The sequence below is a fragment of the Pseudoroseomonas sp. WGS1072 genome (genome assembly GCF_049340465.1).
Lineage (GTDB): Bacteria > Pseudomonadota > Alphaproteobacteria > Acetobacterales > Acetobacteraceae > Pseudoroseomonas.
This window is the reverse complement of sequence record NZ_JBMPSU010000001.1, coordinates 1,212,501-1,231,410: the sequence shown is the minus strand read 5'-3', so window position 1 is coordinate 1,231,410 and position 18,910 is coordinate 1,212,501. Positions and strand designations below refer to the sequence as shown.

Below are 18,910 nucleotides of genomic sequence, written 5' to 3'. Positions count from 1 at the left end.
TCTGATCGTGGCGCGCGGAAAGCGAGCGCGAAGCGGTGACCATAGTGGTGCTCCTTGGCTCAGTAGGGAACTGGACGCAGAGGGACGCTGCCATATGCAGCAAGACGCAAGGCTCAGAGGGCGTGCGGCTGTTCCAGCGACGCCAGCGACGCGTGCGACACGTTTTCCGTATAATCGCCCTACGCGCGCGCGCGAGTGACCAACCGGAAAAAGCGTCGCAACGTGTCGCTGGCGTCGCTGAGATGCCGTTCAGGCTTCCACATCCTGCCAATGTGCCCTGACACTCTCCGGCTTGACGCGTATGCCGAGGAAGCCGCGCCCACGGAATTGCCGGCAGTCCTTCGCGCGGGCGAACCCCTGACGCTCCAGCATGGTCGCGAACCATTTGCCGTTCCGTGGATCTTCGGCGCGGCTCAGAGCATAGCTCCGCCAGGACGCGAACAGCGCTGTGCTGGTCTCTCCCCAGTCCAGCGACTGGTCGCAGCACTCCTCGATCCATTGCTTCAGGACGTCCTGCTCCTCGAAATAGTCAGCCGTCGCATCCAGCACAGCCTTGGGCCGCGCCAGCCCACCTGCCTGCCACGCCATGCAGCCATCGATCATCCATCGTAGGATGCCGGGCCACTCCGCGCGCAGGCGATCGGGCAAGGTCGGGTCAGGGCGTGCTGGCTTGTGGAGGAAAGGCACCACGTTGAAGCGCCGGCGCGCCGCATCGTCGACATTGCGCAGGGCTGGCTTGTGATTGCCGCTGATCGTGAGCTTGAAGGCGGGCGTGAAGGTGAAGAAGTCCTGGCGCATATACCGCGCCGTGATTGGGTCTCCTCCGGTCAGTGCCTTGATCCGTGCTTCAGCCCAGGCGCGGCCTTCCTCCGTCTCGGTCGTCATGACCATGCGGGCGCCGTGCAGCATGGCCAGATCAGTGGGATGCCGATCTCCCTGGGATGCGGTGAAGGTGTCCATGGCGGCCGTGGTCGCGTAGGTGCCGAGGATACCGGCCGCCGTGACAAGCAGAACGCCCTTACCATTGCCGCCCGGCCCGTAGACAAAGAGCAGGGCATGCTCCTGCGTCACTCCGGTCAGGCAGTAGCCGAACCAGCGCTGCAGGAATCCGATCAGATCCTGATCCCGGGCACAGGCTTGGTCCAGGAAGGCAAGCCAGGTTGGGCATAGGGCCTGCGGAGCCGGTGTGATGGTTGTGCTCCGGGAGATCATATCCCTTTGGCAGGCGGGGCGGAGTTCCCCGGAGCGCAGGTCGACCGTGCCGCCAGGGGTGCCGAGAAGCCAGGGGTCGCAATCCCAGGCGGCACTTGTCACCGCAAAAGCCCGATCGGCCTGCACAAAGCGCTCAACGCCGCTGGAGAACGCGGCCTTGCCGGCGGACGCGATGGCTTTGCCTTCACCGGTGGACAGGGCATGTTGCCGGGCCAGCAGGCGCGCCCAGTCAAAGGCAAGGCGGGTTTCCTCACGCTGCCAGATGGCACCTGTCCAGCGGTACCACTTGCCGGCGTGGTGGCAGAACCGCAGCGTATCCCGGTGGCGTTCGACAAAGGCTGCGGCCACGCTGTCCTCTGTGATCAGCTTCCCAGCACTTCCCGATTGGTTGTGTCCCTGTCCATGGGACTGCGAAGCCGCATGTCGGCCTTCATCCCGCGCCTTGGCTTCACGTCCGTAGATATCATCCAGGCAGCGGTCGATATCATTGCGTCGCGCCTGCCAGCGCGCGTCGCGGTTTGCTGGGAGCACCGCTTCCATGGCGTCGATCAGGCGCTGCCGGGCCTCCATGTAGGGCACGCCACTCCTCGCCCATTTCCCTAGCAGGCGCACAGAGGCCGAGTGGTAGGCCTTGCCGCTGCAGATCTCCTCCAGCAGCGCCGCCTCATCCAGCGGCCCCTGATGCGGCTTGCCGTCCTTGCTCTGCCCTGAGCTGATATGGGGCTTGCCCTGCCAGATCTGGTCGAGCTCGTGCAGCTGGTCGATCGGCGTGCCTTCGCTGAGTTCCACGCGATGGGCCGGGTTCGCGTTCACGGAGCCGAAGTAGTAGGCCTGGGACAGCGTCCAGCTCTCCACGCTGAAGATCCCACGGAACACCCCGTTCAGCCGCCCCAGGAGATGGGTCCGCTGCGCTGGGGGCAGCTCGGCCGAGGTGGGGCAGAGAACCCGCCAGCGCGGCTTCTGGGGCGTATGGGAAGGGGAAGTGTAGAGCAGGCAGAGGAGGTCTGCCTTGGTGGCCGCCTCCACCGCGCTCTCGAAGGAGACCTCGCCACCATCGTAATCGGCCTCGATGCCGGTGATCGCCAGTACATTGCCGTCGTGGCGCAGGCTATCCTTGATCGTCCGCAACTCACCAAAGCGAGCCAGCTTGAGCCAGGGCAAACGGCTCTTCTCCGCCGCTGTCACCGTGTGGATCCGGCTCGCCAAGCTGCGGAGGGAATAGGGCTCCTCATGCTTCTGGGCGGCCGCATAATTGTCGAAGAAGGTGACCGCGAAGGGCTGGTCGAGCGGGCTGTTCACCTCGGCCTCGAAGGTCCAGTGATGATCCATCAGGCAGCCTCCTTCAGGCCAGCGGCCGAGAGTTGCGCCCGCACTGCCTGCAGGTGACGGTGGCGTGTGGTCCGGGGTGCTGCTGCGCCCATTCCGGCTGGCTGCAGGAGATCCATGACCAGGACCCTCTGCGCCGGGCTGAGGAGGCTCAGAGTATGGCCGAGGTCGAGCCGGAGCATTAGAGATCCCGCCGGATCGTGGAAGCCGGTGGCAACATGCTCGCCCATGCAGGAAAAGAGATGCCGATCGCGCGCCTCCCGCCGCTGCACCCACACAGCCCGCTGGACCCGGTGCCGAAAGCAGACCTGAGCGAAGGCGCCGATGCTGCCGCGGGCCGGATCGAAGTGGCGCAAACGGCTTAGCAGGTCGAGCATCAGCTCCTGCCGCAGATCTTCGCGCTCCATCGCGGGCAGGTGGCCCCTGCGCAGGGCGCGGCGCGCTATGCGGTCGGCGTCACGGTACAGCATCTCGATATCGAGGTCCGACTGATAGGACGTCATCGGCCGGCCTCCATCCGCTGCTTGGCGGCCAGCGCGGCGGCAATGCTGCCGAACAGTAGCCACACGGGCCGTTGGCGTGATCCGGAAGCTGGGAACACCTCCAAGGCGGCGCGTGGCAGTCCGTCCGGATCCGGTGCGTCGGTCAGCAAGTGCAGCTTGATCGGCAGGGCAGGGTTCGAGCCGCCAGGCGTGCTCCTCCGGCGGCGCGGAGCCGGGCTATTCCTGTGCATCATGTTCGGGTCCTTCTGAGTCAAGGACCGCGGAAGGCGTGGCAAAGCGTGCGGGATGCTGCTAAGAAAGCGGGTGTTCGAGGTCCGCGTTGCTGTGCAGCGCAAGAGTTCCCGCAGCCCGCCTGGCTCTGCCGCGGCGGGTTGCTTCGTTTCAGGCCTTGTAGCGCGGCAGGGCGGCCACCCAGCGGCGCAGGCTGGCATCCAGCACCAGCGTCGCGCGGCCGAGCTTTACGGCCTCAAGCTCTCCCCTGCGGAGGGCCTCATAGACGTTGGTCCGGCTGGCGCCGGTCAGCTCCACCACGCGATCGACGCGGTGAGTAAGCGGAGCAATCGGGGCTTCTTCGTGCAACGGCATGGTGCTGCGTTCCCTCGTGTGAACGCAGCGACCATCGATGATCACCCCCTGTGGTGGTGAAGCGCCGTATCTAGATACGGGTGGGCGTAACTAGTAACGGCCAGGCGTTACCGGTTGTTCGTCAGCTCTGGGGAATCGGAGCTCGGTACCGCATGGCGGCTTGCAGCAGATGCGGAGGTAAGGGACCGATGGGGGGCTGCTCTGGAGCAAGGCCGGCAGGGAGCCGGACAGCCTTTTCAGGCCGCAGCAGCGGCGCTGATGCACCGAGTGGCTTGTGCTGCAGGCTGAAGTCGCGCAGCCAAGCCATCCAGGAAAGCAGCTGGCGGAAAAGCCGTCCTTGCGTCATCGCCTGCTCTGGCGTGACGCCGTGCTGAAGCCAATACTCCTGGGCTAGGATGAGTGCTGCGTAGACCGGTGCGACGCCGCCGCATTCCCCCCAGATCAGCGGCAGTTTCCGCTGGATCGGTATTGGACCGTTCGTTTTTCCCCACGCCTCCAACACAGCCAAGGCGCGCTTGGTGGAGGCTGTTAGGGCCGGGTGAAAAACATTCATCTGCGCGATAAACAAAAGCAGTCGCCCAGCGGCCAGGAGAGATCCTCTCTGACCCTGCTGTAGCTCCTCGGCCCAGACTGCCGGAGGATTGGCCTCTCGCAGGCGACGGAATCCACCGGATGGCAGAAACAGCGTGTCCTCGACATGCTTGCGATACCGCAGCAATGCGGTTTGCGGATCGTCGTGCAGCAGAGTCACCGCACGAACTTGCTTCATACGACCGGCAACATAGTTGGGAGCATCGTCCAAGAGGCCTGCGGAATGCATCGCCAGGAACTCCTGCTGACGCCGGCGGTCAAAAGGTGCGACCAGGAAGGCCAGCAATTGATGGGCTGCCTTGTCGCTGTCGAGATGCAGGTCAAGCGTTGGGGGGTGTTTTGGCGCTGGCATGGCCATAGGCACTCCGCACTTTCTCCGCGATCAATCGCAAGGCAGCCCGATGCGGAGGGTTCGGACGTTCAGCCAAGCCTAGCCAAGCCACGCCAGTATACCGCAGCATACCAGGGAGTTCACTTTCCGTTCTCGTGATCAAATGGGTGCATAAGCGGCAGGAGGAGGCAGAACAAAAAGTCTGCGGCCTGAGTAGTAGATGAGTGATGGATGCCGCCGCCCTGAACCTCCACCTCCCGCCCCACCTCCGGGAGGTCTGCGCCCTCCTTGCTGCCGGCCTACTGCGGCTCCGCAGTCGTACCGCCGAGGATCTGGCGCAGGACCTCGAAACAGCCCGAGGCGCGGGAGAGGTTTCTCTACACTTCTCCGCCCAGCAGAGCGGTCCTGTGTCTCCAACGACTCGGAGATCCTCATGACCCGTCGCTCTGCCACCCAACAGCCAAAGGCTCTGGCTGCGCCTAGTGTTCCGCCTGTGCCGCCCACCTTTCCTGTGATCCCGCCCGCCGACGTGCTCGGCCGGCTGGCAGCCCTCAAAGCCGCACCCATCGCGCACCTGAAGAGACAGTGGCGCGAGCTCTTCGGCAAGGAGCCGCCGCCCTTCAACCGCGCCTACATTCAGAGCCGGCTGGCATACCGCATCCAGGAATTGGCCTATGGCGGGCTGAAGCCTCAAACCCGGGCTCGGCTCGAGGCCCTGGGTGAGCAATTAGACGGCGGCAACGTAGTCCTGCGCCGGGTTCGCGCCGACAACCGCCCGCTGCCCGGCACACGGCTCATCCGCGAGTATGGCGGGGTTCAGCATGTGGTGACGGTCCGCCCTGATGACTTCGAGTATGAGGGACGGCCGTATAGGTCGCTCTCCGCTATTGCCCGCCACATCACCGGCACCCGCTGGAATGGCTGGGTGTTCTTTGGGCTGCGCCAAGCGGGCGCCTCGGCATGAGGAGCCGGAAGCCTGTGGCCGAGGTGATGCCGGCCTCCGTGAAGAAGCTCCGCTGCGCCGTCTACTCCCGGAAGTCCACCGACGACGGTCTGGAGAAGGAATTCAACACCCTCGACGCGCAGCGCGACGCCTGCGAGGCCTACGTGGCCAGCCAGCGCGCTGAGGGCTGGCTCCTGCTGCGCGACCGCTACGACGACGGCGGCTTCTCTGGCGGCACGCTCGAGCGGCCCGCGCTGCAGCGCCTGCTGCGCGACATCCAGGCCGACCGGGTCGATGTCATCGTGGTCTACAAGATCGACCGCCTGTCACGCTCACTGATGGACTTCGCCAAGCTGGTGGAGGTCATGGATGCGCATGGCGTGACCTTCGTCTCCGTCACGCAGAGCTTCAACACCACCACCAGCATGGGCCGGCTGACGCTGAACATCCTGCTGAGCTTCGCGCAGTTCGAGCGAGAGGTCATTGGCGAGAGAATCCGGGACAAGTTCGCCGCCTCCCGCGCCCGCGGCATGTGGATGGGGGGCAAGGTGCCGCTCGGCTATGACGTGGTGGCCAGGAAGCTGGTGGTGAATGAGGACGAGGCGCCGCGGGTGCGCAGGGTCTTCGAGATCTTCGCGGAGACGGGATCGGGCATCGAGACGGTGGCCCGCCTCCGGGCGGAGGGCGCCACCAGCAAGGCGGGCCGACCGCTGGACAAGGGCGACGTCTACAAGCTGCTGCACAACCGCACCTATGTCGGCGAGGCCGCACACAAGGGGCAGGTCTATCCGGGCGAGCACCAGGGGGTCGTGCCGCGGGAGCTCTGGGATCGAGCGCATGCCGTGCTGCAGATCAGCCCGCGTGTGCGCGCCAACCAGAATCGAGCGCAGACGCCGGCGCTGCTGAAGGGGCTGATCTTTGGGGTGGACGGTCGGGCGCTGTCGCCGACTCATGCACGGAAGAACGGCCGGCTCTACCGCTACTACGTGGCGCAGCGCGTGCTGAAGGGCGATGCCGCCGGCGACGCCAGCATCGTGCGCCGTGTGTCGGCGGCGGAGATCGAGGCGGCGGTAGTGGATCAGGTCCGGGCGCTGCTGCGGCAGCCCGAGATCGTGGTCGGCACCTGGCGGGCAGCGCGCAAGGACGCGCCGGATCTGACGGAGGGCGAGACGCAGGATGCGCTGCACCGCCTCGACCCGCTGTGGGAGCATCTCTTCCCCACGGAGCAGGCGCGGATTGTGCGGTCGCTGGTCGAGCGGGTGGTGGTCGGCCCGGCCGGCGCCGACATTCGGCTGCGGCTGGATGGCCTCGGCGGCCTGGTCCGCGATCTCGGCGCCATCGCTCCCGAGGTCCTGAGGTCGGCAGCATGACCACGGCGACCAGCATCACGGTTCGGGTGCCGCTGGCGATCCGCCACCGGCCCGGGCGGAAGACCGTCGTGACGCCGATGACCGATGGCGTAGCACCGGTTCCCACGCGCGCCGATCCGGCGCTGGTGAAGGCTCTGGCACGGGCGTTCCGATATCAGCGCATGCTCGATCAGGGGCGGTACGCCTCCATCACTGAGATGGCAGCCGCCGAGCGCCTCGAGCGGGGCTACTTGGGCAGCCTGCTGCGCCTGACCCTCCTCGCGCCCGCCGTTGTCGAGGCGCTTTTGGATGGGCGGCACCTCGCAAGTGTAGAGCAAACGGCGTTGCTGGGACCGCTTCCTTCGGAATGGAGGCGGCAAATCGAGCGCTTCACCGGCCGTCGTGGCGGAGCGACCTAGGCAGAGACCCAAATGCTCTTCCTTGAGACCTCGCACCAGAGTGGTGTAAGGTGGTGCAGGTATATGTGAGGGACGCGGCGATGGGAGATTCCAAGCAGAAATCTGCAGCCGAAAAGTCGCCACACCGCCTGTCGGTCAGCCTTACGGAAGACCAGCATCAGCATTTGAGCGAGCTGGCTTTAAAGAATCGCGTGTCCGTTGCGTGGGTTGTCCGTGAAGCGATTGAGCGTCTTCTAAGGGATGATATGCCGCTTCTGCATGTGGGGAAAAAATGAGTAAAACTATGAAATCCATCCCCAAGACGCGCCATACGGCGCCGCCGGTCACGAGCGGTCAGCTTAATGGACGGTTCACTGATCTCGATCCTGACAAGCTTCGAGGCGGCTACTACACATCCGCCGAGGTAGCAGCTTGGTTGTGCGCTTGGTCGATCCGGAGCGTAGACGATCGGGTCCTGGAACCGAGTTGCGGCGACGGCGCCTTCATGGCTGCCTCGGTTACGAGATTCGCTGAACTCGGCCTCCGCGGCCCAGAGATTGCCAATCAGTTGACTGGCATTGAGATCCTTGCTCCAGAGGCTGACCGGGCCCGCGACAGACTGCGCCCGACGCTTGGCCTCCGCGTCCAAGACGCGGTGAAGACTATGGATTTCTTCGGCTGGTGGCAGGAGACTCAGCAACCAGCGTTTGATGTCGTGATCGGCAATCCACCCTTCATTCGGTACCAGACTTTCCCAGAGCCCCATCGCAGTCGCGCTATGGCAATTATGCAGGGCGTTGGATTGACGCCGAATCGGCTCACTAACATTTGGGTGCCATTCGTTGTTGCGGCGGTGATGAGCCTCAGGCCTGGCGGTCGGATGGGGCTCGTCCTGCCAGCGGAACTACTGCAAGTCACATACGCAGCTCAGCTGCGCTCCTTCCTGACCGACCGTTTCGCTCGCATCGACATTGTGGCCTGCAACGAACTGTTTTTCGAGAAGGCCGAGCAGGAGGTTGTCCTGCTTCTTGCCGACGGCGCTCTCGCGGACGCATCCGACGCGAACGCTTGTCGCGTCACGCTCACGGAAGCGGCCGCGGTGGCAGAGATCACTCGCGAGCTTCCAACTGCGTTTCTTGCCGCAGCGCAGCCGAAGACTATCCGCCACGACAACGAAAAATGGCTCAAGTATTTTCTGACCGAGCGCGAGATCGCCTTTATGCGCGATCTACGTGCAGCGCCGGTCACCACCACGATGAAGACGCACGCGAGCGTCGATGTTGGCGTCGTCACCGGCAAGAATGAATTTTTTGTCCTGTCTTCTGATCAAGTGGCTGAGCTGGGCATCGACGGCTACACGACGCCACTCGTCTCGCGCTCGGTGCAGCTCAAGGGTAGTCGGCTCGGCAAGGCGGATTGGAACGCGCTCGCTGCGTCGGGTGACCGGGTCCATCTCCTCAATGTAACCGCAGATCAGTTCGATGATATAACTGCGGCACTACGCACGTACATCCGCTACGGCGAGACAAAAGAGTTTCACAAGGGTTATAAGTGTTCGATCCGGAGTCCTTGGTACAAAGTGCCGTCTGTCTGGACTCCTGACGGCTTCATGTTCCGTCAGATTTACGACTTTCCCCGCATCGTGCTGAACAGTTCGGGCGCGACATCGACAGACACGATCCATCGCTTCACGTGCCGGACTGCGCGGCCCGAGCGAGTTATCGCAAACACCTACACGTGGCTAACGGCTGCGTCGGCCGAAATTGAGGGACGCAGCTACGGCGGTGGCGTGTTGGAGTTGGAGCCTACTGAGGCGGAGCGCCTAATGATGCCGACGCAGCTAAACGGCGCCATGCCCCTCATTGAGGCGGATCGGCTCATTCGGTCTGGCTGCCTCGATGCGGTTTTGGAGGAGAACGCCCGCATCATTCTGAAGGGCCACATGGGTCTTTCGGAGGAAGACTGCGGCACGCTGCGCGGCATCTGGACGAAGATGCGAGACCGACGCATGGCACGGCGGCGGGCAGGCAAGGGAGCCGCGGCCGCCCCGCGGAACGCAGGCGAGTGAGTGACGACGCGAGCAAGGCTGCAGCCAGAGCGCGCGTTGCCACCCTGGTCGAGGGCTTCCGGCGCAACGAGGTCGACTACCTTAGGGCCGGGTACAACGAAACGCAGGCCCGGACCGATTTCATCACGCCGCTCCTGGAGGCTTTCGGCTGGGATGTGCACAATTCAGCCGGGCATCCCACAGGCCTTCGAGAGGTCGTCGAGGAGGCCACGGTCGACGTCGGCGACGAGCGGCTGTCAAAGAAGCCAGACTACGAACTCCGGCTCGCGCGGCAGCGAAAGTTGTTCGTCGAGGCGAAGAAGCCGAGTGTCCGCATCGACCGGAACCGTGACGCCGCGTTCCAGACACGCCGATACGGCTACTCGGCCAGTCTCCCAATTGCGGTGCTGACGAACTTCCATCAGCTTGCGGTTTACGACTGCGTGCCGCGCCCGGCGCAAACTGACGAGGCGCACGTAGCCCGCATCCTGCATGTCGGCTACGCGGAGTTCGAGACCCGCTTCGACGAACTTTGGCCGCTCCTGTCGCGTGCTGCCGTCTATTCCGGGGACTTCGACCGCAGGTTCGCCGTCGACGTGACCCGACACGGCGCGGAGCAGTTCGACGACTTCTTCCTGCGACAGGTTCGGTCGTGGCGGGAGCGACTCGCCGCCGACATCCACGCACGCACGCCCGGTCTCAGCCCGCATGAGTTGACGTACGTGGTGCAGCTCTTCCTATCGCGCATCGTCTTCCTCCGCATATGCGAGGATCGTGAGATCGAAAGATATGAGACGCTGCGGCAGCTGCCCGGGACCGGCACGTTCGATGCCCTGGTTGCGGAGCTGCGGCGCGCAGACGGCTTCTATAACTCAGGCCTTTTCCGCCTCATCGACGACGCGCGGCTCGGCGTCCGGATCAGCGACGACGTACTGGCTGGGATCATCGCCGAGCTTTACTACCCCCAGAGCCCGTACACATTCGCTGTCGTGGAGACAGAGGTCTTAGGCGAGATCTACGAGCAGTTCCTCGGTGAGGTCATCACCGTTGAGGCTGGTGCCGTCCGGATCGTCAGTAAGCCGGAGGTGCGTGAGGCAGGCGGGGTGGTGCCAACCCCGCGCTATGTCGCGGATACGATTGTCCAGCGTACGCTTGGCCCGGCTCTGGCCGGTAAGGCGCCCGCAGACCTCAAGACGTTTACCGTCGCCGACATGTGCTGCGGCTCCGGCATCTTCCTTCTGGCAGCATACGAATTTCTGCTCGACCACTACCAGGCGTGGTACGTCGCCGACGGAGCGACGCGTCACGCCGGTACCACAATCTACGAAGCAGCGGGTGGGCAGTGGCGCCTACTTTTCGAGGAGAAGCGCCGCATCCTGCTGGCGCACATCCGGGGCGTCGACATCGACGCGAATGCGGTCGAGGTCGCGCGCTTCAGCCTGCTGTTGAAGCTTATTGAGGGCGAGACTGGCGAGGCGCTGCGCGACTATGTGGCGAACCGCCGCCGGCCTGCGCTACCGGCCCTCGACACCGTCCTACGGCCTGGGAACAGCCTGGTTAGCGCCGCGGAGTGGGTGGCGGTGCGGGGCGCGATGGCGCCTGTTCTTCTGGAGAAGGTGAACCCTTTCAGCTGGTCGGATGAGTTTCCGACGGAGATGGCGCGGGGAGGCTTCGACGCCATCGTCGGCAACCCCCCCTATATCCGCATCCAGACCATGATGGCCTATTCGCCTGAGGAGGCGACGTACTACCAGGACGCGAGATCGCCCTACAGGACGGCGCGCCAGGACAACTTCGATAAGTACGCGTTGTTCGTCGAGCGCGCGCTCACGCTCCTCCGACCTAGCGGACGCTTGGGCGTCATCGTGCCGCACAAGTTCATGACCATCCAGGCTGGCCGTGCGATCCGCGAGCTGATCGCCGTCAGCCGTAGCCTGGAGCAGGTCGTGCACTTCGGGGTGCAGCAGGTCTTCGGGCGCCAAGCCTCGAATTACACCTGCGTCCTGGTGTTGGACCGCCGTGGCGGCCACGCGGTACGCGTTGAGCGGGTCGAGGCGCTGGAGGCTTGGCGGTACGGTATGCCAGGCCAGGTCACAACGGTTCCGGTCGCCGAGTTGGGCGCCGAGGCGTGGCAGTTCGCGGACACAGCTACGCGAGATCTCTTCGCACGCGTGCGTGCGGCCCATCCGGCCGAGCTCGATCATTTCGCTGAGATCTTTGTGGGCGTCCAGACGAGCGCAGACGGGGTCTATATTTTCAAGGCAGCGGCAGAGGCGGATGCGGCGGTAACGCTACAGTGGGACGGGCGCGACTGGCCAATCGAGCGCGGTGTGCTGCGGCCGTGCATGCTTGACGCGCAGCTGTTCCCCTACAGACGGGCCCAGGCGAACCGTTGGATGATCTTCCCCTACGATCTGGTGCCGGGACCGCGCCGCACCGAGGCGCGGTTAATCCAGCCCGATGAGATGAAGCGGAGGTACCCAGGATGCTGGGCTTATCTCTCGGCGCGCCGCACTGAGCTGGAGCGGCGCAGCGTTACCGGCGGCGCGGAGGGCACGCGCCAGTTCTACCAGTTTGGCCGGTCGCAGAGCCTGACGAAGTTCGACACCCCAAAGATCATCCTGCCCATTCTGTCGCTCGAGGCCCGCTACGCGTACGACGAGGCCAACATCACCGTCACGGGCGGCGGCAACGGGCCGTACTACATGATCAGACCCCGGCCCGGCGCACGGGAGAGCAATGCCTTCCTGCTTGCGATCCTCCACCACCCGCTCTGCGAGGCGATGGTCAGAACCAACACGAGCACCTTCCGCGGCGGCTACTACTCCCACGGCAAGCAGTTCATTGAGCGCCTGCCGGTTCCGGCAGCTAGCGACGCCGAACGGGCCAAAATCGAGGAACTTGTCCGCGGGCTGATCGCGGCTCACGACGCGGCGAGTGCTGCGCGGACCCCACATCAGCGGATTCTGCACGAGCGCAGCGCGGTGGCGCTCCGTGAGCAGGTCGAGTCCCTTGTATCGGCCCTGTTCGGGCTGTCGGCGGATGATGTCGCTCTCGCCCGCGCGGTGCCGGTGCCGGCATAGAAAGCTGGCATCCTGGGAATCTTGGAATCAGCGGATTACAAGACCGAAGGTGCCGTTGCCGCGCTGTTCGAGGATCAGCTGCCTGCCCGTCATGTCTTGCGCGGTGAACTGAGAGGCGAGCGGTCCGATGTGAAGAAGGCTAGTGTAGTTTGACTGTGCTGATTCCCGGTTCCGCGCGTAGCTGATATCCATGACCACCATGCCGAGGGAACGACCGAGAAGAGTGACGTCAAACCTGACCTTTGCGGTTTCGAGGGGCTGACCTGTTACGCTCGTTCCGCGCGTCCAGGCGGCGCGAGCGAAGAGTACCCTCCGGAAATACGTCTTGGGATCGATTGGGGCTTTCGCCTGGACGAGGGTGATGCTTCCGCGCTGGTTCCCGGTCCCTTTCCGCTGTGCATCTGAAGCCGAGAGCTTCTTCGTCCAGCTTGCTAGCACCGTTGAACTTGAGCTGGTCGGCCGTGGTGGTGGCGGTGTGGAGATCGGGAGCGTCAATAGTGGACGCAGTGCAGGGCGGGATGCGCCGGCACCGCCAGCAGTAGCCGGCGACCGTGGCCTGGGTGGCTGTGGCACATCAAGAATCCCGCCTCTAGAAAGCGCCGCAAGGTCTGCTGGTGTCGAGACGAGGTTCAGACCCGGCCGCGGGCCCGAAAACCAAAATTCGATCGCTGCGCTGACAGCGTCCAACACTCCTCGATCATCGCCTTCGCGGGTATCAAGGATAATCCCTGCCTCGACATTGAGCGCACTCCCAGCACCCGTGAGGTTTGCGGAGCCTACATAGGCTGCGGCGGAGCCATCGCGCCGTACGAGGTGCACTGTCTTTGGATGGAAGTAACCATTTCCGAACGGTACCCATCCGGTGATGGCCGCGGTTGACGTTCAGGCGGCAGCGGTTGCGGGCGCTTGAGCACGCTGCCAGTTCCACGGCAGAAGTTCGTCGAGCCTGGAGACGGGGTGATCGGCGATACGGGCGAGCACATCAGCAAGCCAGGCACGGGGGTCAACGTCGTTGAGCTTGGCGGTGGTGATCAGGGCGTACATCATCGCAGCCCGCTCGCCGCCACGGTCGCTGCCCGCGAACAGCCATGCCTTTCTGCCGAGGGCCACCCCACGGAGCGCGCGTTCGGCCGCGTTATTTGTGAGGCAGATCCGGCCGTCGCTGAGGAACTGAGTGAACGCGGCCCAGCGCTTCAGCGCGTAATCCAGTGCCTTGGCCAGGTCATTGTGTCGTGACAGCCTGCCCCTGGTCTCCAGCATCCAGGCATAGAGATCGGCAACGACTGGGGCGACAACGCTCTGCCGGTGCGTGAGCCGATCGGCCGCCGGGCGCCGGTTCACCGCTCGCTCGGCCTCGAACACCCGGTCGATGCGCCGCACGGCCTCGGCAGCCAGCGGCGCGCGGGCGACCTCGGCCAGCTCGAACACCTTGCGCCTGAAATGCGCCCAGCACGCCGCCTCCGTGATCGGCCCGGGCTTGCGGCTGGCCAGGTAGAGATCACCGAACCCGGCATAGGCATCAGCCTGCAGGATCCCGCTGTAGGAGGCTAGGTGCCGCTTGGGGTGCTCGGCGGTACGATCGCGCGAGAAGTAGAACACCGCGGCCGGTGGCGCGGGTCCGGCAAAGGGCTGGTCGTCCCGCACATAGGCCCAGAGGCGCGCCGTGACCGTCTTGCCGCGGGCCAGCAGCGGCACGGTGGTATCATCCCCGTGCAGGCGCTCCGCCGCCAGAATATGCGCCTCGATGAGCGCGTGGAGCGGCGAGAGGGTGGCCGCCGCGGTGCCGACCCAGTCCGCCAGGGTGGAGACGCTCAGCTCCACGCCCTCGCGGGCGTAGCTCTCGCTCTGCCGGTTCAGCGGTAGGTGCTGGCTGAACTTGGCCTCCAGAACCATGGCGAGCAGGTTCGGTCCGGCCCTGCCGCGGGCGATCGGATGGAATGGAGCGGGCGGTTGGGTGATGTGCTCGCAGGCTCGGCAAGAGAACCGCTCCCGCACCGTTTGGATGACCTTCCACGAGCGCGGGATCACCTCCAGGGTCTCGGTGACGTCCTCGCCCAGCTTGGACAGCCTGCCCCCGCAGCAGGGACAGGCAGAGGGCGACGGGAGCACCACCCGTTCGCGCGGCAGGTGGGCAGGCAGAGAACCACGGGATGGCTTGCGCGGCGGCGGAGAGCCGGGCCGGGTTCCGGCCTGGCTCTCCGCCCGCGCCGCGTCCTCGGCCGCCGTGGCGACCAGTTCGCCGAGTTCCAGTTCCAGTTGATCCAGCAGCTTGCGGCCGCGCTCGGAGGAGGCGCCGAACTTGTCGTGCCGCAGCTTAGCGATCACCAGCTTGAGGTGGGTGATCATCGCCTCGGCGCCGGTAGCACGAGCCTCGGCCGCGAGGCGCGCCTCCCGCTCGGCCGCCAGTGCCGCGCGCAGGGTCTCGACGTCATCAGGATCAGCCGCGGCGGGCGTCATGCCGGAAGTGAATCAGGGACAGCCGCGCTTTGCCAGCACAATCCTCCGCTGAGGGTCAGCCCGCGGCCTGAGGTCTGTAAGTCAGTTGCGGGTTCCGCCAGTCAATGCCGTCAAGCATGTAGGCCAACTGTGCGGCGGAGATCGGCGCCGCATCACCCGCGGCCGTGGGCCAGAGGAAGCGTCCTCGTTCCAGCCGCTTGGCGTAGAGCGACATGCCCAACCCGTCGTGCCACAGGATCTTGAGCAGGTCGCCGCGGCGGCCGCGAAAGACGTACAGATCGCCCGCGTGCGGGTCACGCCCGAGCGCCTCCTGCACCTGCAAGGCCAGGCCGTTCATGCCGCGGCGCATATCCGTATGCCCGACTGCGAGCCAGACGCGGACACCAGAGGGAACCGGGATCACCCGCGCAGCACCAACAGCAGACGGCGCAGGGCAGCCGCCCCGATGCTCTCCGCCACGCGCAGGCGCGTGCCGTCCAGCAACACAATCTCGACGGAGCGCTCACCCTCCAGGGCATCGCCTGCACAGGATGCTCCTCCAACCCGTTCCATGGCCTCGGCCCCAGGAAGGGTTGATACGACATGAACCGGCACAAAGCTCGGCGCCTCGACCGCCAGCCGCCCCCGCCGCTGGGCGTCACGCCACTGCCAGATCAGGCCGCGGCTGACGTCATGCCGCCGCGCGACAACAGCAAGCCGGGCACCGGCATCAATCTCCGCCAGGATCCGGAGCTTGTCCTCGGTCCGCCAGCGTCGACGTCGCTCCACCCCATTGATGATCTCCATCCACGCCCGCCCTTACCAACACACTTAAGAACGTCCGTAAGATCAGCGATCACCCTAAGCTGAGAAGGCGTGACTCACCGGATGGGTACTCCGAACGACACGACACCGATCTTAAGCCCAGGGCGAGCTGAGCCTGCTGCCGCGAGCAGGGACGCTAAGTCGGCTTGCCGCGTGATCCCGTCATTCGACCCGACGAGGACGCTCACTGTGCCTCTGCTTAACCGCAGCCTATGCAGGGCAGGCGTGACGAAAGGCAGAATCTCACCACCAAAATACCCGGACTGCCATCGGAGCTCCGTCAGGGTCGAATCGTTCAGGACCGCGGCCTCAAGCCAAGTGCCGAGGGCGTTGGCGGGATCCCGTCCTCCCGTGTCGATGTAGCGCATGGCAGAATGATGCGGGTGATTACACGCAATCACAATCCTCGGGGCACAATGGGCTACCGGGGAAATGGAGCCAGCTTGCTACTTGAGATGCCCGCCCAATCAGGAGCCCACAATGGCGGTGATCGCAAATTATGGTCATCCAGGGTCAGGAGCGCTTCTTCGTTCCCCGGTACCCATCGCCAAGTAGTCGGATTGCTGAATTCCCACAATTCCAAAGCGGTGAATTATCTTTAAAATCAATGGGATGAAGCTTGATGGTTAAATCAGGCTACCCCCGAGCTTCGGAGATTTTCGCGCCTCCGGAGAGCGATTTTCGGGGTCGTTGCGTTCTCCAACCCTCAAGCCGCCACGGCAAAACCCCAGGAAACCTGGGGTGCACGGCTCCATCGGCGCATAGGAAATTTGGAGTTAGGAAACCGACTGGAGCGGGCGAAGGGATTCGAACCCTCGACCCCAACCTTGGCAAGGTTGTGCTCTACCCCTGAGCTACGCCCGCGCTCCGTATCGGCGTGGGGCGCGATATGTCATGCGTCCGGCGGCTCCGCAAGTCCCCGTCGCGGCCGGGCGAGAAAAATTCTGCATGGCGTGCGCCGCCGCGCGGGGAAGGGTGGGGGGCCGCGCGCGGGCCTCATCGGGACCGGCGCGCTGTGGCATAAGCCCTGGCATGTCCGAGACCCTCCCCCCTCTCTCCTCCGGCCTGGCGCCCGAGACGCCGGAGGGACTGCTCGCCCGCCTGGACCGGCTGGGCATCCCGGCCCGGACGGTGACGCATCCGCCGCTGCACACGGTCGCCGAGAGCAAGGCGCTGCGCGGCGCCCTGCCGGGCCTTCACGTCAAGAACCTCTTCCTGCGCCCGAGGGCGCCGGGCCCCTACCTGCTCCTCGTGCTGGAGGAGGACCGCCAAGTCTCGGTCAACGCCCTGCTGCGGGCGCTCGGGGCGGGGCGGGGGAGCTTCGCCACGGCGGCCGAGCTCTGGTCGGAACTCGGGGTGGCGCCCGGGTCGGTCTCGCCCCTGGGACTGGTCAATGCGCGGCCCGGCCGGGTGCGGGTCGCGATCGACACCCTCCTGCTGCGGGGCGACGGGCCGCTGCACCTGCATCCGCTGACCAACACCGCCACCACGGCGCTGGCGGCGGCGGACCTGCTGCGCTTCCTGCGCGCGCTGGGACATGCGCCGGAGGAACTGCCCCTGGATGGGCAGGAACCGCCGCCGGATTGACCGGCCGGGTCCGTGCCGCCTTGCGCCGCGCCGCTTCCGGCGCATCTATGCTGGGCAGGAACTGCTGAACTGGTGCTCTCTCATGGATACTTTCCTCGATCCCAACAAGGCGCCTGCCCCCGGCGGGGGTGGCGATGTCATCAAGGATGGCGATTCCAAGTCCTTCATGCAGGACGTGGTCAATGCCAGCCGCGAGGTGCCTGTCCTGGTGGACTTCTGGGCCACCTGGTGCGGCCCTTGCAAGCAGCTGACGCCCGCCCTGGAGAAGGTGGTGCGCGCCGCGCAGGGCCGGGTGCGGCTGGTCAAGATCGACATCGACCAGAACCGTGCCCTGGTGCAGCAGCTGTCCCAGATGGGGCTGCCGCTGCAGTCGGTGCCGACGGTGGTGGCCTTCTGGCAGGGGCAGATCGCCGACCTGTTCCAGGGCGCGTTGCCCGAATCGGAGCTGAAGAAGTTCATCGAGGCGCTGCTGAAGCTGGCCGGCGGCCAGATGCCGGCGGCGGATCTGCTGGCCGAGGCCAGGCAGGCGGCCGAGACGGGCGATCAGCAGACCGCGCTGGAACTCTTCGCCGCCCTGGCGCAGCAGGAACCGGAGAATGCCGAGGCCCTGGCCGGCCTGGCCCGCACGCTGATGGCGATGGGTGAGGAGGAGCGGGCGCTTCAGGTTCTCGACGCCGTGCCCGAGAAGCTGCGCGGCCACGCCGAGATCGCCGGCGTGAGGAGCGCGCTGGAGCTGGCGGCGGAGGGTCGCAAGGCGCGCGAGCGGCTCGCCGAGTTCGAGAGCCGCCTGGCCGTCGATCCGGACGACCACGCGGCGCGGATCGAGCTGGCCGTGGCGCTGAATGCCATGGAGCAGCGGGCGGAGGCGGCGCAGGCCTTGCTGGAGGCGATCCGGCGCGACCGCGCCTGGGGGGAGGAGGCGGCGCGCAAGCAGCTGCTGAAGTTCTTCGAGGCCTGGGGGCCCATGGACCCGGCCACCGTGAAGGCGCGGCGCGGGCTCTCGACCCTGCTGTTCCGCTGAATTCGGAAGGCCGGGGCATGGATCCCTTCCATCCCCGGCTGTCCGATCTGCCGGAGGAATTTCCGGTCTTTCCCCTGGCCGGGGCCCTTCTGCTGCCGGGCGGTCGCCTGCCGCTCAACATTTTCGAGCCGCGCTTCCTGGCCCTGACCGAGGCCGCCCTGGCCCGCGGGCGTCTCTTCGGCATGATGCTGCCGGACCCGGCGCATCCGCGCGTCGACGGGCAGTCCACGATCTTTTCCGTCGGCTGCCTGGGGCGCATCGCCTCCTTCGCCGAGACGGGGGATGGCCGCTACCTGATCACCCTGCTGGGCCTCATCCGCTTCCGGGTCCGCCGGGAGCTGCCGGTCCACCCGCGCGGCTACCGGTCCGTCAGCGCGGATTTCAGCCCCTATGCCGCCGACCTGGCCCCGGCGGAGGCATCGCCGGCAGACATCGACCGGCCTCGGCTGCTGGCGGCGATGCGGGCCTATTTCCAGGCGCGGCGGATGGAGGTGGACTGGGAGGCGGTGGAAGGCCTGTCGCTGCCCGTGCTCGTCACCACGCTGTGCATGATCTGCCCCTTCGGCGGCGCCGAGAAGCAGGCGCTGCTGGAGGCGCCGGACCTGCGGGAGCGCGCCGCCCTGCTGCTGGCGCTGATGCGGATGGATGCGGCCGGCCCCGCCGCCGGCGCGCG

The 18,910-nt window shown here is 65.7% G+C and carries 17 protein-coding genes and 1 tRNA gene (1 of these 18 running past the window's edge); 9 read left to right on the top strand and 9 right to left on the bottom strand.

Features of this window, described 5'->3' with window-relative positions; genetic code table 11:
- Positions 1-249: 249 nt before the first annotated feature.
- From ACF3NH_RS05865 to ACF3NH_RS05850, 4 genes are all read right to left on the bottom strand, one after another.
- Positions 250-2,541 (bottom strand): phage/plasmid primase, P4 family, encoded by a 2,292-nt coding sequence (locus ACF3NH_RS05865; RefSeq protein ID WP_422922200.1) that lies wholly within the window; start codon positions 2,539-2,541, stop codon positions 250-252.
- Positions 2,541-3,041: a sigma factor gene (locus ACF3NH_RS05860; RefSeq protein ID WP_422922199.1), complete on the bottom strand. Its 501-nt coding sequence runs from the start codon at positions 3,039-3,041 to the stop codon at positions 2,541-2,543. The genes ACF3NH_RS05865 and ACF3NH_RS05860 overlap by 1 nt, the downstream gene beginning before the upstream one ends.
- A gap of 381 nt (positions 3,042-3,422) precedes the next feature.
- On the bottom strand, positions 3,423-3,626 hold the full coding sequence (locus ACF3NH_RS05855; protein WP_422922198.1) for a helix-turn-helix transcriptional regulator: 204 nt from the start codon (positions 3,624-3,626) through the stop codon (positions 3,423-3,425).
- A 121-nt stretch (positions 3,627-3,747) separates the two neighbouring features.
- Positions 3,748-4,575, bottom strand: a complete 828-nt coding sequence (locus ACF3NH_RS05850) for a hypothetical protein (protein ID WP_422922197.1) — start codon at positions 4,573-4,575, stop codon at positions 3,748-3,750.
- 406 nt (positions 4,576-4,981) lie between these two features.
- Between ACF3NH_RS05850 and ACF3NH_RS05845 the strand changes: the two genes are divergently transcribed.
- The 6 genes from ACF3NH_RS05845 to ACF3NH_RS05820 all read left to right on the top strand — a co-directional run bounded on the left by ACF3NH_RS05845 (position 4,982) and on the right by ACF3NH_RS05820 (position 12,368).
- Positions 4,982-5,512, top strand: a complete 531-nt coding sequence (locus ACF3NH_RS05845; protein WP_422922196.1) for a DUF2924 domain-containing protein — start codon at positions 4,982-4,984, stop codon at positions 5,510-5,512.
- Positions 5,513-5,526: 14 nt separating this feature from the next.
- Positions 5,527-6,861, top strand: coding sequence for a recombinase family protein (locus ACF3NH_RS05840; RefSeq protein WP_422922195.1), 1,335 nt, complete (start codon positions 5,527-5,529; stop codon positions 6,859-6,861).
- Positions 6,858-7,259 (top strand): hypothetical protein, encoded by a 402-nt coding sequence (locus ACF3NH_RS05835; protein ID WP_422922194.1) that lies wholly within the window; start codon positions 6,858-6,860, stop codon positions 7,257-7,259. Before ACF3NH_RS05840 ends, ACF3NH_RS05835 begins: the two co-directional genes overlap by 4 nt.
- Positions 7,260-7,339: 80 nt before the next feature.
- Positions 7,340-7,534 carry a ribbon-helix-helix domain-containing protein gene (locus ACF3NH_RS05830; RefSeq protein ID WP_422922193.1) on the top strand — a complete coding sequence of 65 codons (195 nt, stop codon included), beginning with the start codon at positions 7,340-7,342 and terminating at the stop codon, positions 7,532-7,534.
- An 8-nt stretch (positions 7,535-7,542) separates the two neighbouring features.
- A complete protein-coding gene (locus ACF3NH_RS05825; RefSeq protein WP_422922192.1) occupies positions 7,543-9,306 on the top strand; it encodes an Eco57I restriction-modification methylase domain-containing protein in 1,764 nt (587 codons plus the stop codon).
- The gene (locus tag ACF3NH_RS05820) at positions 9,303-12,368 is read left to right on the top strand and encodes an Eco57I restriction-modification methylase domain-containing protein (RefSeq protein ID WP_422922191.1); all 3,066 of its coding nucleotides are present in this window, start codon (positions 9,303-9,305) and stop codon (positions 12,366-12,368) included. The genes ACF3NH_RS05825 and ACF3NH_RS05820 overlap by 4 nt, the downstream gene beginning before the upstream one ends.
- A 27-nt stretch (positions 12,369-12,395) precedes the next feature.
- On the opposite strand, the gene ACF3NH_RS05815 is transcribed toward ACF3NH_RS05820, so the two are convergent.
- From ACF3NH_RS05815 to ACF3NH_RS05795, 5 genes are all read right to left on the bottom strand, one after another.
- Complete coding sequence (locus tag ACF3NH_RS05815) at positions 12,396-12,560, bottom strand: hypothetical protein (RefSeq protein ID WP_422922190.1); 165 nt, start codon at positions 12,558-12,560, stop codon at positions 12,396-12,398.
- 690 nt (positions 12,561-13,250) lie between these two features.
- Positions 13,251-14,825 carry an IS66 family transposase gene (tnpC, locus tag ACF3NH_RS05810; RefSeq protein ID WP_422922189.1) on the bottom strand — a complete coding sequence of 525 codons (1,575 nt, stop codon included), beginning with the start codon at positions 14,823-14,825 and terminating at the stop codon, positions 13,251-13,253.
- Positions 14,826-14,880: 55 nt separating this feature from the next.
- Complete coding sequence (tnpB, locus tag ACF3NH_RS05805; RefSeq protein WP_422922188.1) at positions 14,881-15,228, bottom strand: IS66 family insertion sequence element accessory protein TnpB; 348 nt, start codon at positions 15,226-15,228, stop codon at positions 14,881-14,883.
- Positions 15,225-15,611, bottom strand: coding sequence for an IS66-like element accessory protein TnpA (gene tnpA, locus ACF3NH_RS05800; RefSeq protein ID WP_422922187.1), 387 nt, complete (start codon positions 15,609-15,611; stop codon positions 15,225-15,227). Before tnpA ends, tnpB begins: the two co-directional genes overlap by 4 nt.
- Before the next feature lie 807 nt (positions 15,612-16,418).
- Positions 16,419-16,493, bottom strand: a tRNA-Gly gene (locus tag ACF3NH_RS05795).
- A 168-nt stretch (positions 16,494-16,661) separates the two neighbouring features.
- Here ACF3NH_RS05795 and ACF3NH_RS05790 point away from each other — a divergent pair.
- The 3 genes from ACF3NH_RS05790 to ACF3NH_RS05780 form a co-directional block, all read left to right on the top strand.
- Positions 16,662-17,216 carry a YbaK/EbsC family protein gene (locus tag ACF3NH_RS05790; protein ID WP_422922186.1) on the top strand — a complete coding sequence of 185 codons (555 nt, stop codon included), beginning with the start codon at positions 16,662-16,664 and terminating at the stop codon, positions 17,214-17,216.
- 82 nt (positions 17,217-17,298) lie between these two features.
- Positions 17,299-18,237, top strand: a complete 939-nt coding sequence (locus ACF3NH_RS05785; protein ID WP_422922185.1) for a tetratricopeptide repeat protein — start codon at positions 17,299-17,301, stop codon at positions 18,235-18,237.
- A 17-nt stretch (positions 18,238-18,254) separates the two neighbouring features.
- Positions 18,255-18,910, top strand: the 5' portion of a protein-coding gene (locus ACF3NH_RS05780; protein WP_422922184.1) for an LON peptidase substrate-binding domain-containing protein. Its footprint extends 10 nt past the window's final position; 656 of the gene's 666 nt are visible here — the first part of the coding sequence; it begins with the start codon at positions 18,255-18,257; the stop codon falls past the right edge of the window.

Coding starts and splice junctions, on each gene's coding strand:
- ACF3NH_RS05785 (WP_422922185.1), top strand. CDS start 17,299: ATGGATACTTTCCTCGATCCCAACAAGGCGCCTGCCCCCGGCGGGGGT.
- ACF3NH_RS05865 (WP_422922200.1), bottom strand. CDS start 2,541: ATGGATCATCACTGGACCTTCGAGGCCGAGGTGAACAGCCCGCTCGAC.
- ACF3NH_RS05815 (WP_422922190.1), bottom strand. CDS start 12,560: ATGGATATCAGCTACGCGCGGAACCGGGAATCAGCACAGTCAAACTAC.
- tnpC (WP_422922189.1), bottom strand. CDS start 14,825: ATGACGCCCGCCGCGGCTGATCCTGATGACGTCGAGACCCTGCGCGCG.
- tnpA (WP_422922187.1), bottom strand. CDS start 15,611: ATGGAGATCATCAATGGGGTGGAGCGACGTCGACGCTGGCGGACCGAG.
- ACF3NH_RS05825 (WP_422922192.1), top strand. CDS start 7,543: ATGAAATCCATCCCCAAGACGCGCCATACGGCGCCGCCGGTCACGAGC.
- ACF3NH_RS05850 (WP_422922197.1), bottom strand. CDS start 4,575: ATGGCCATGCCAGCGCCAAAACACCCCCCAACGCTTGACCTGCATCTC.
- ACF3NH_RS05860 (WP_422922199.1), bottom strand. CDS start 3,041: ATGACGTCCTATCAGTCGGACCTCGATATCGAGATGCTGTACCGTGAC.
- ACF3NH_RS05855 (WP_422922198.1), bottom strand. CDS start 3,626: ATGCCGTTGCACGAAGAAGCCCCGATTGCTCCGCTTACTCACCGCGTC.
- ACF3NH_RS05845 (WP_422922196.1), top strand. CDS start 4,982: ATGACCCGTCGCTCTGCCACCCAACAGCCAAAGGCTCTGGCTGCGCCT.
- ACF3NH_RS05790 (WP_422922186.1), top strand. CDS start 16,662: ATGTCCGAGACCCTCCCCCCTCTCTCCTCCGGCCTGGCGCCCGAGACG.
- ACF3NH_RS05835 (WP_422922194.1), top strand. CDS start 6,858: ATGACCACGGCGACCAGCATCACGGTTCGGGTGCCGCTGGCGATCCGC.
- ACF3NH_RS05830 (WP_422922193.1), top strand. CDS start 7,340: ATGGGAGATTCCAAGCAGAAATCTGCAGCCGAAAAGTCGCCACACCGC.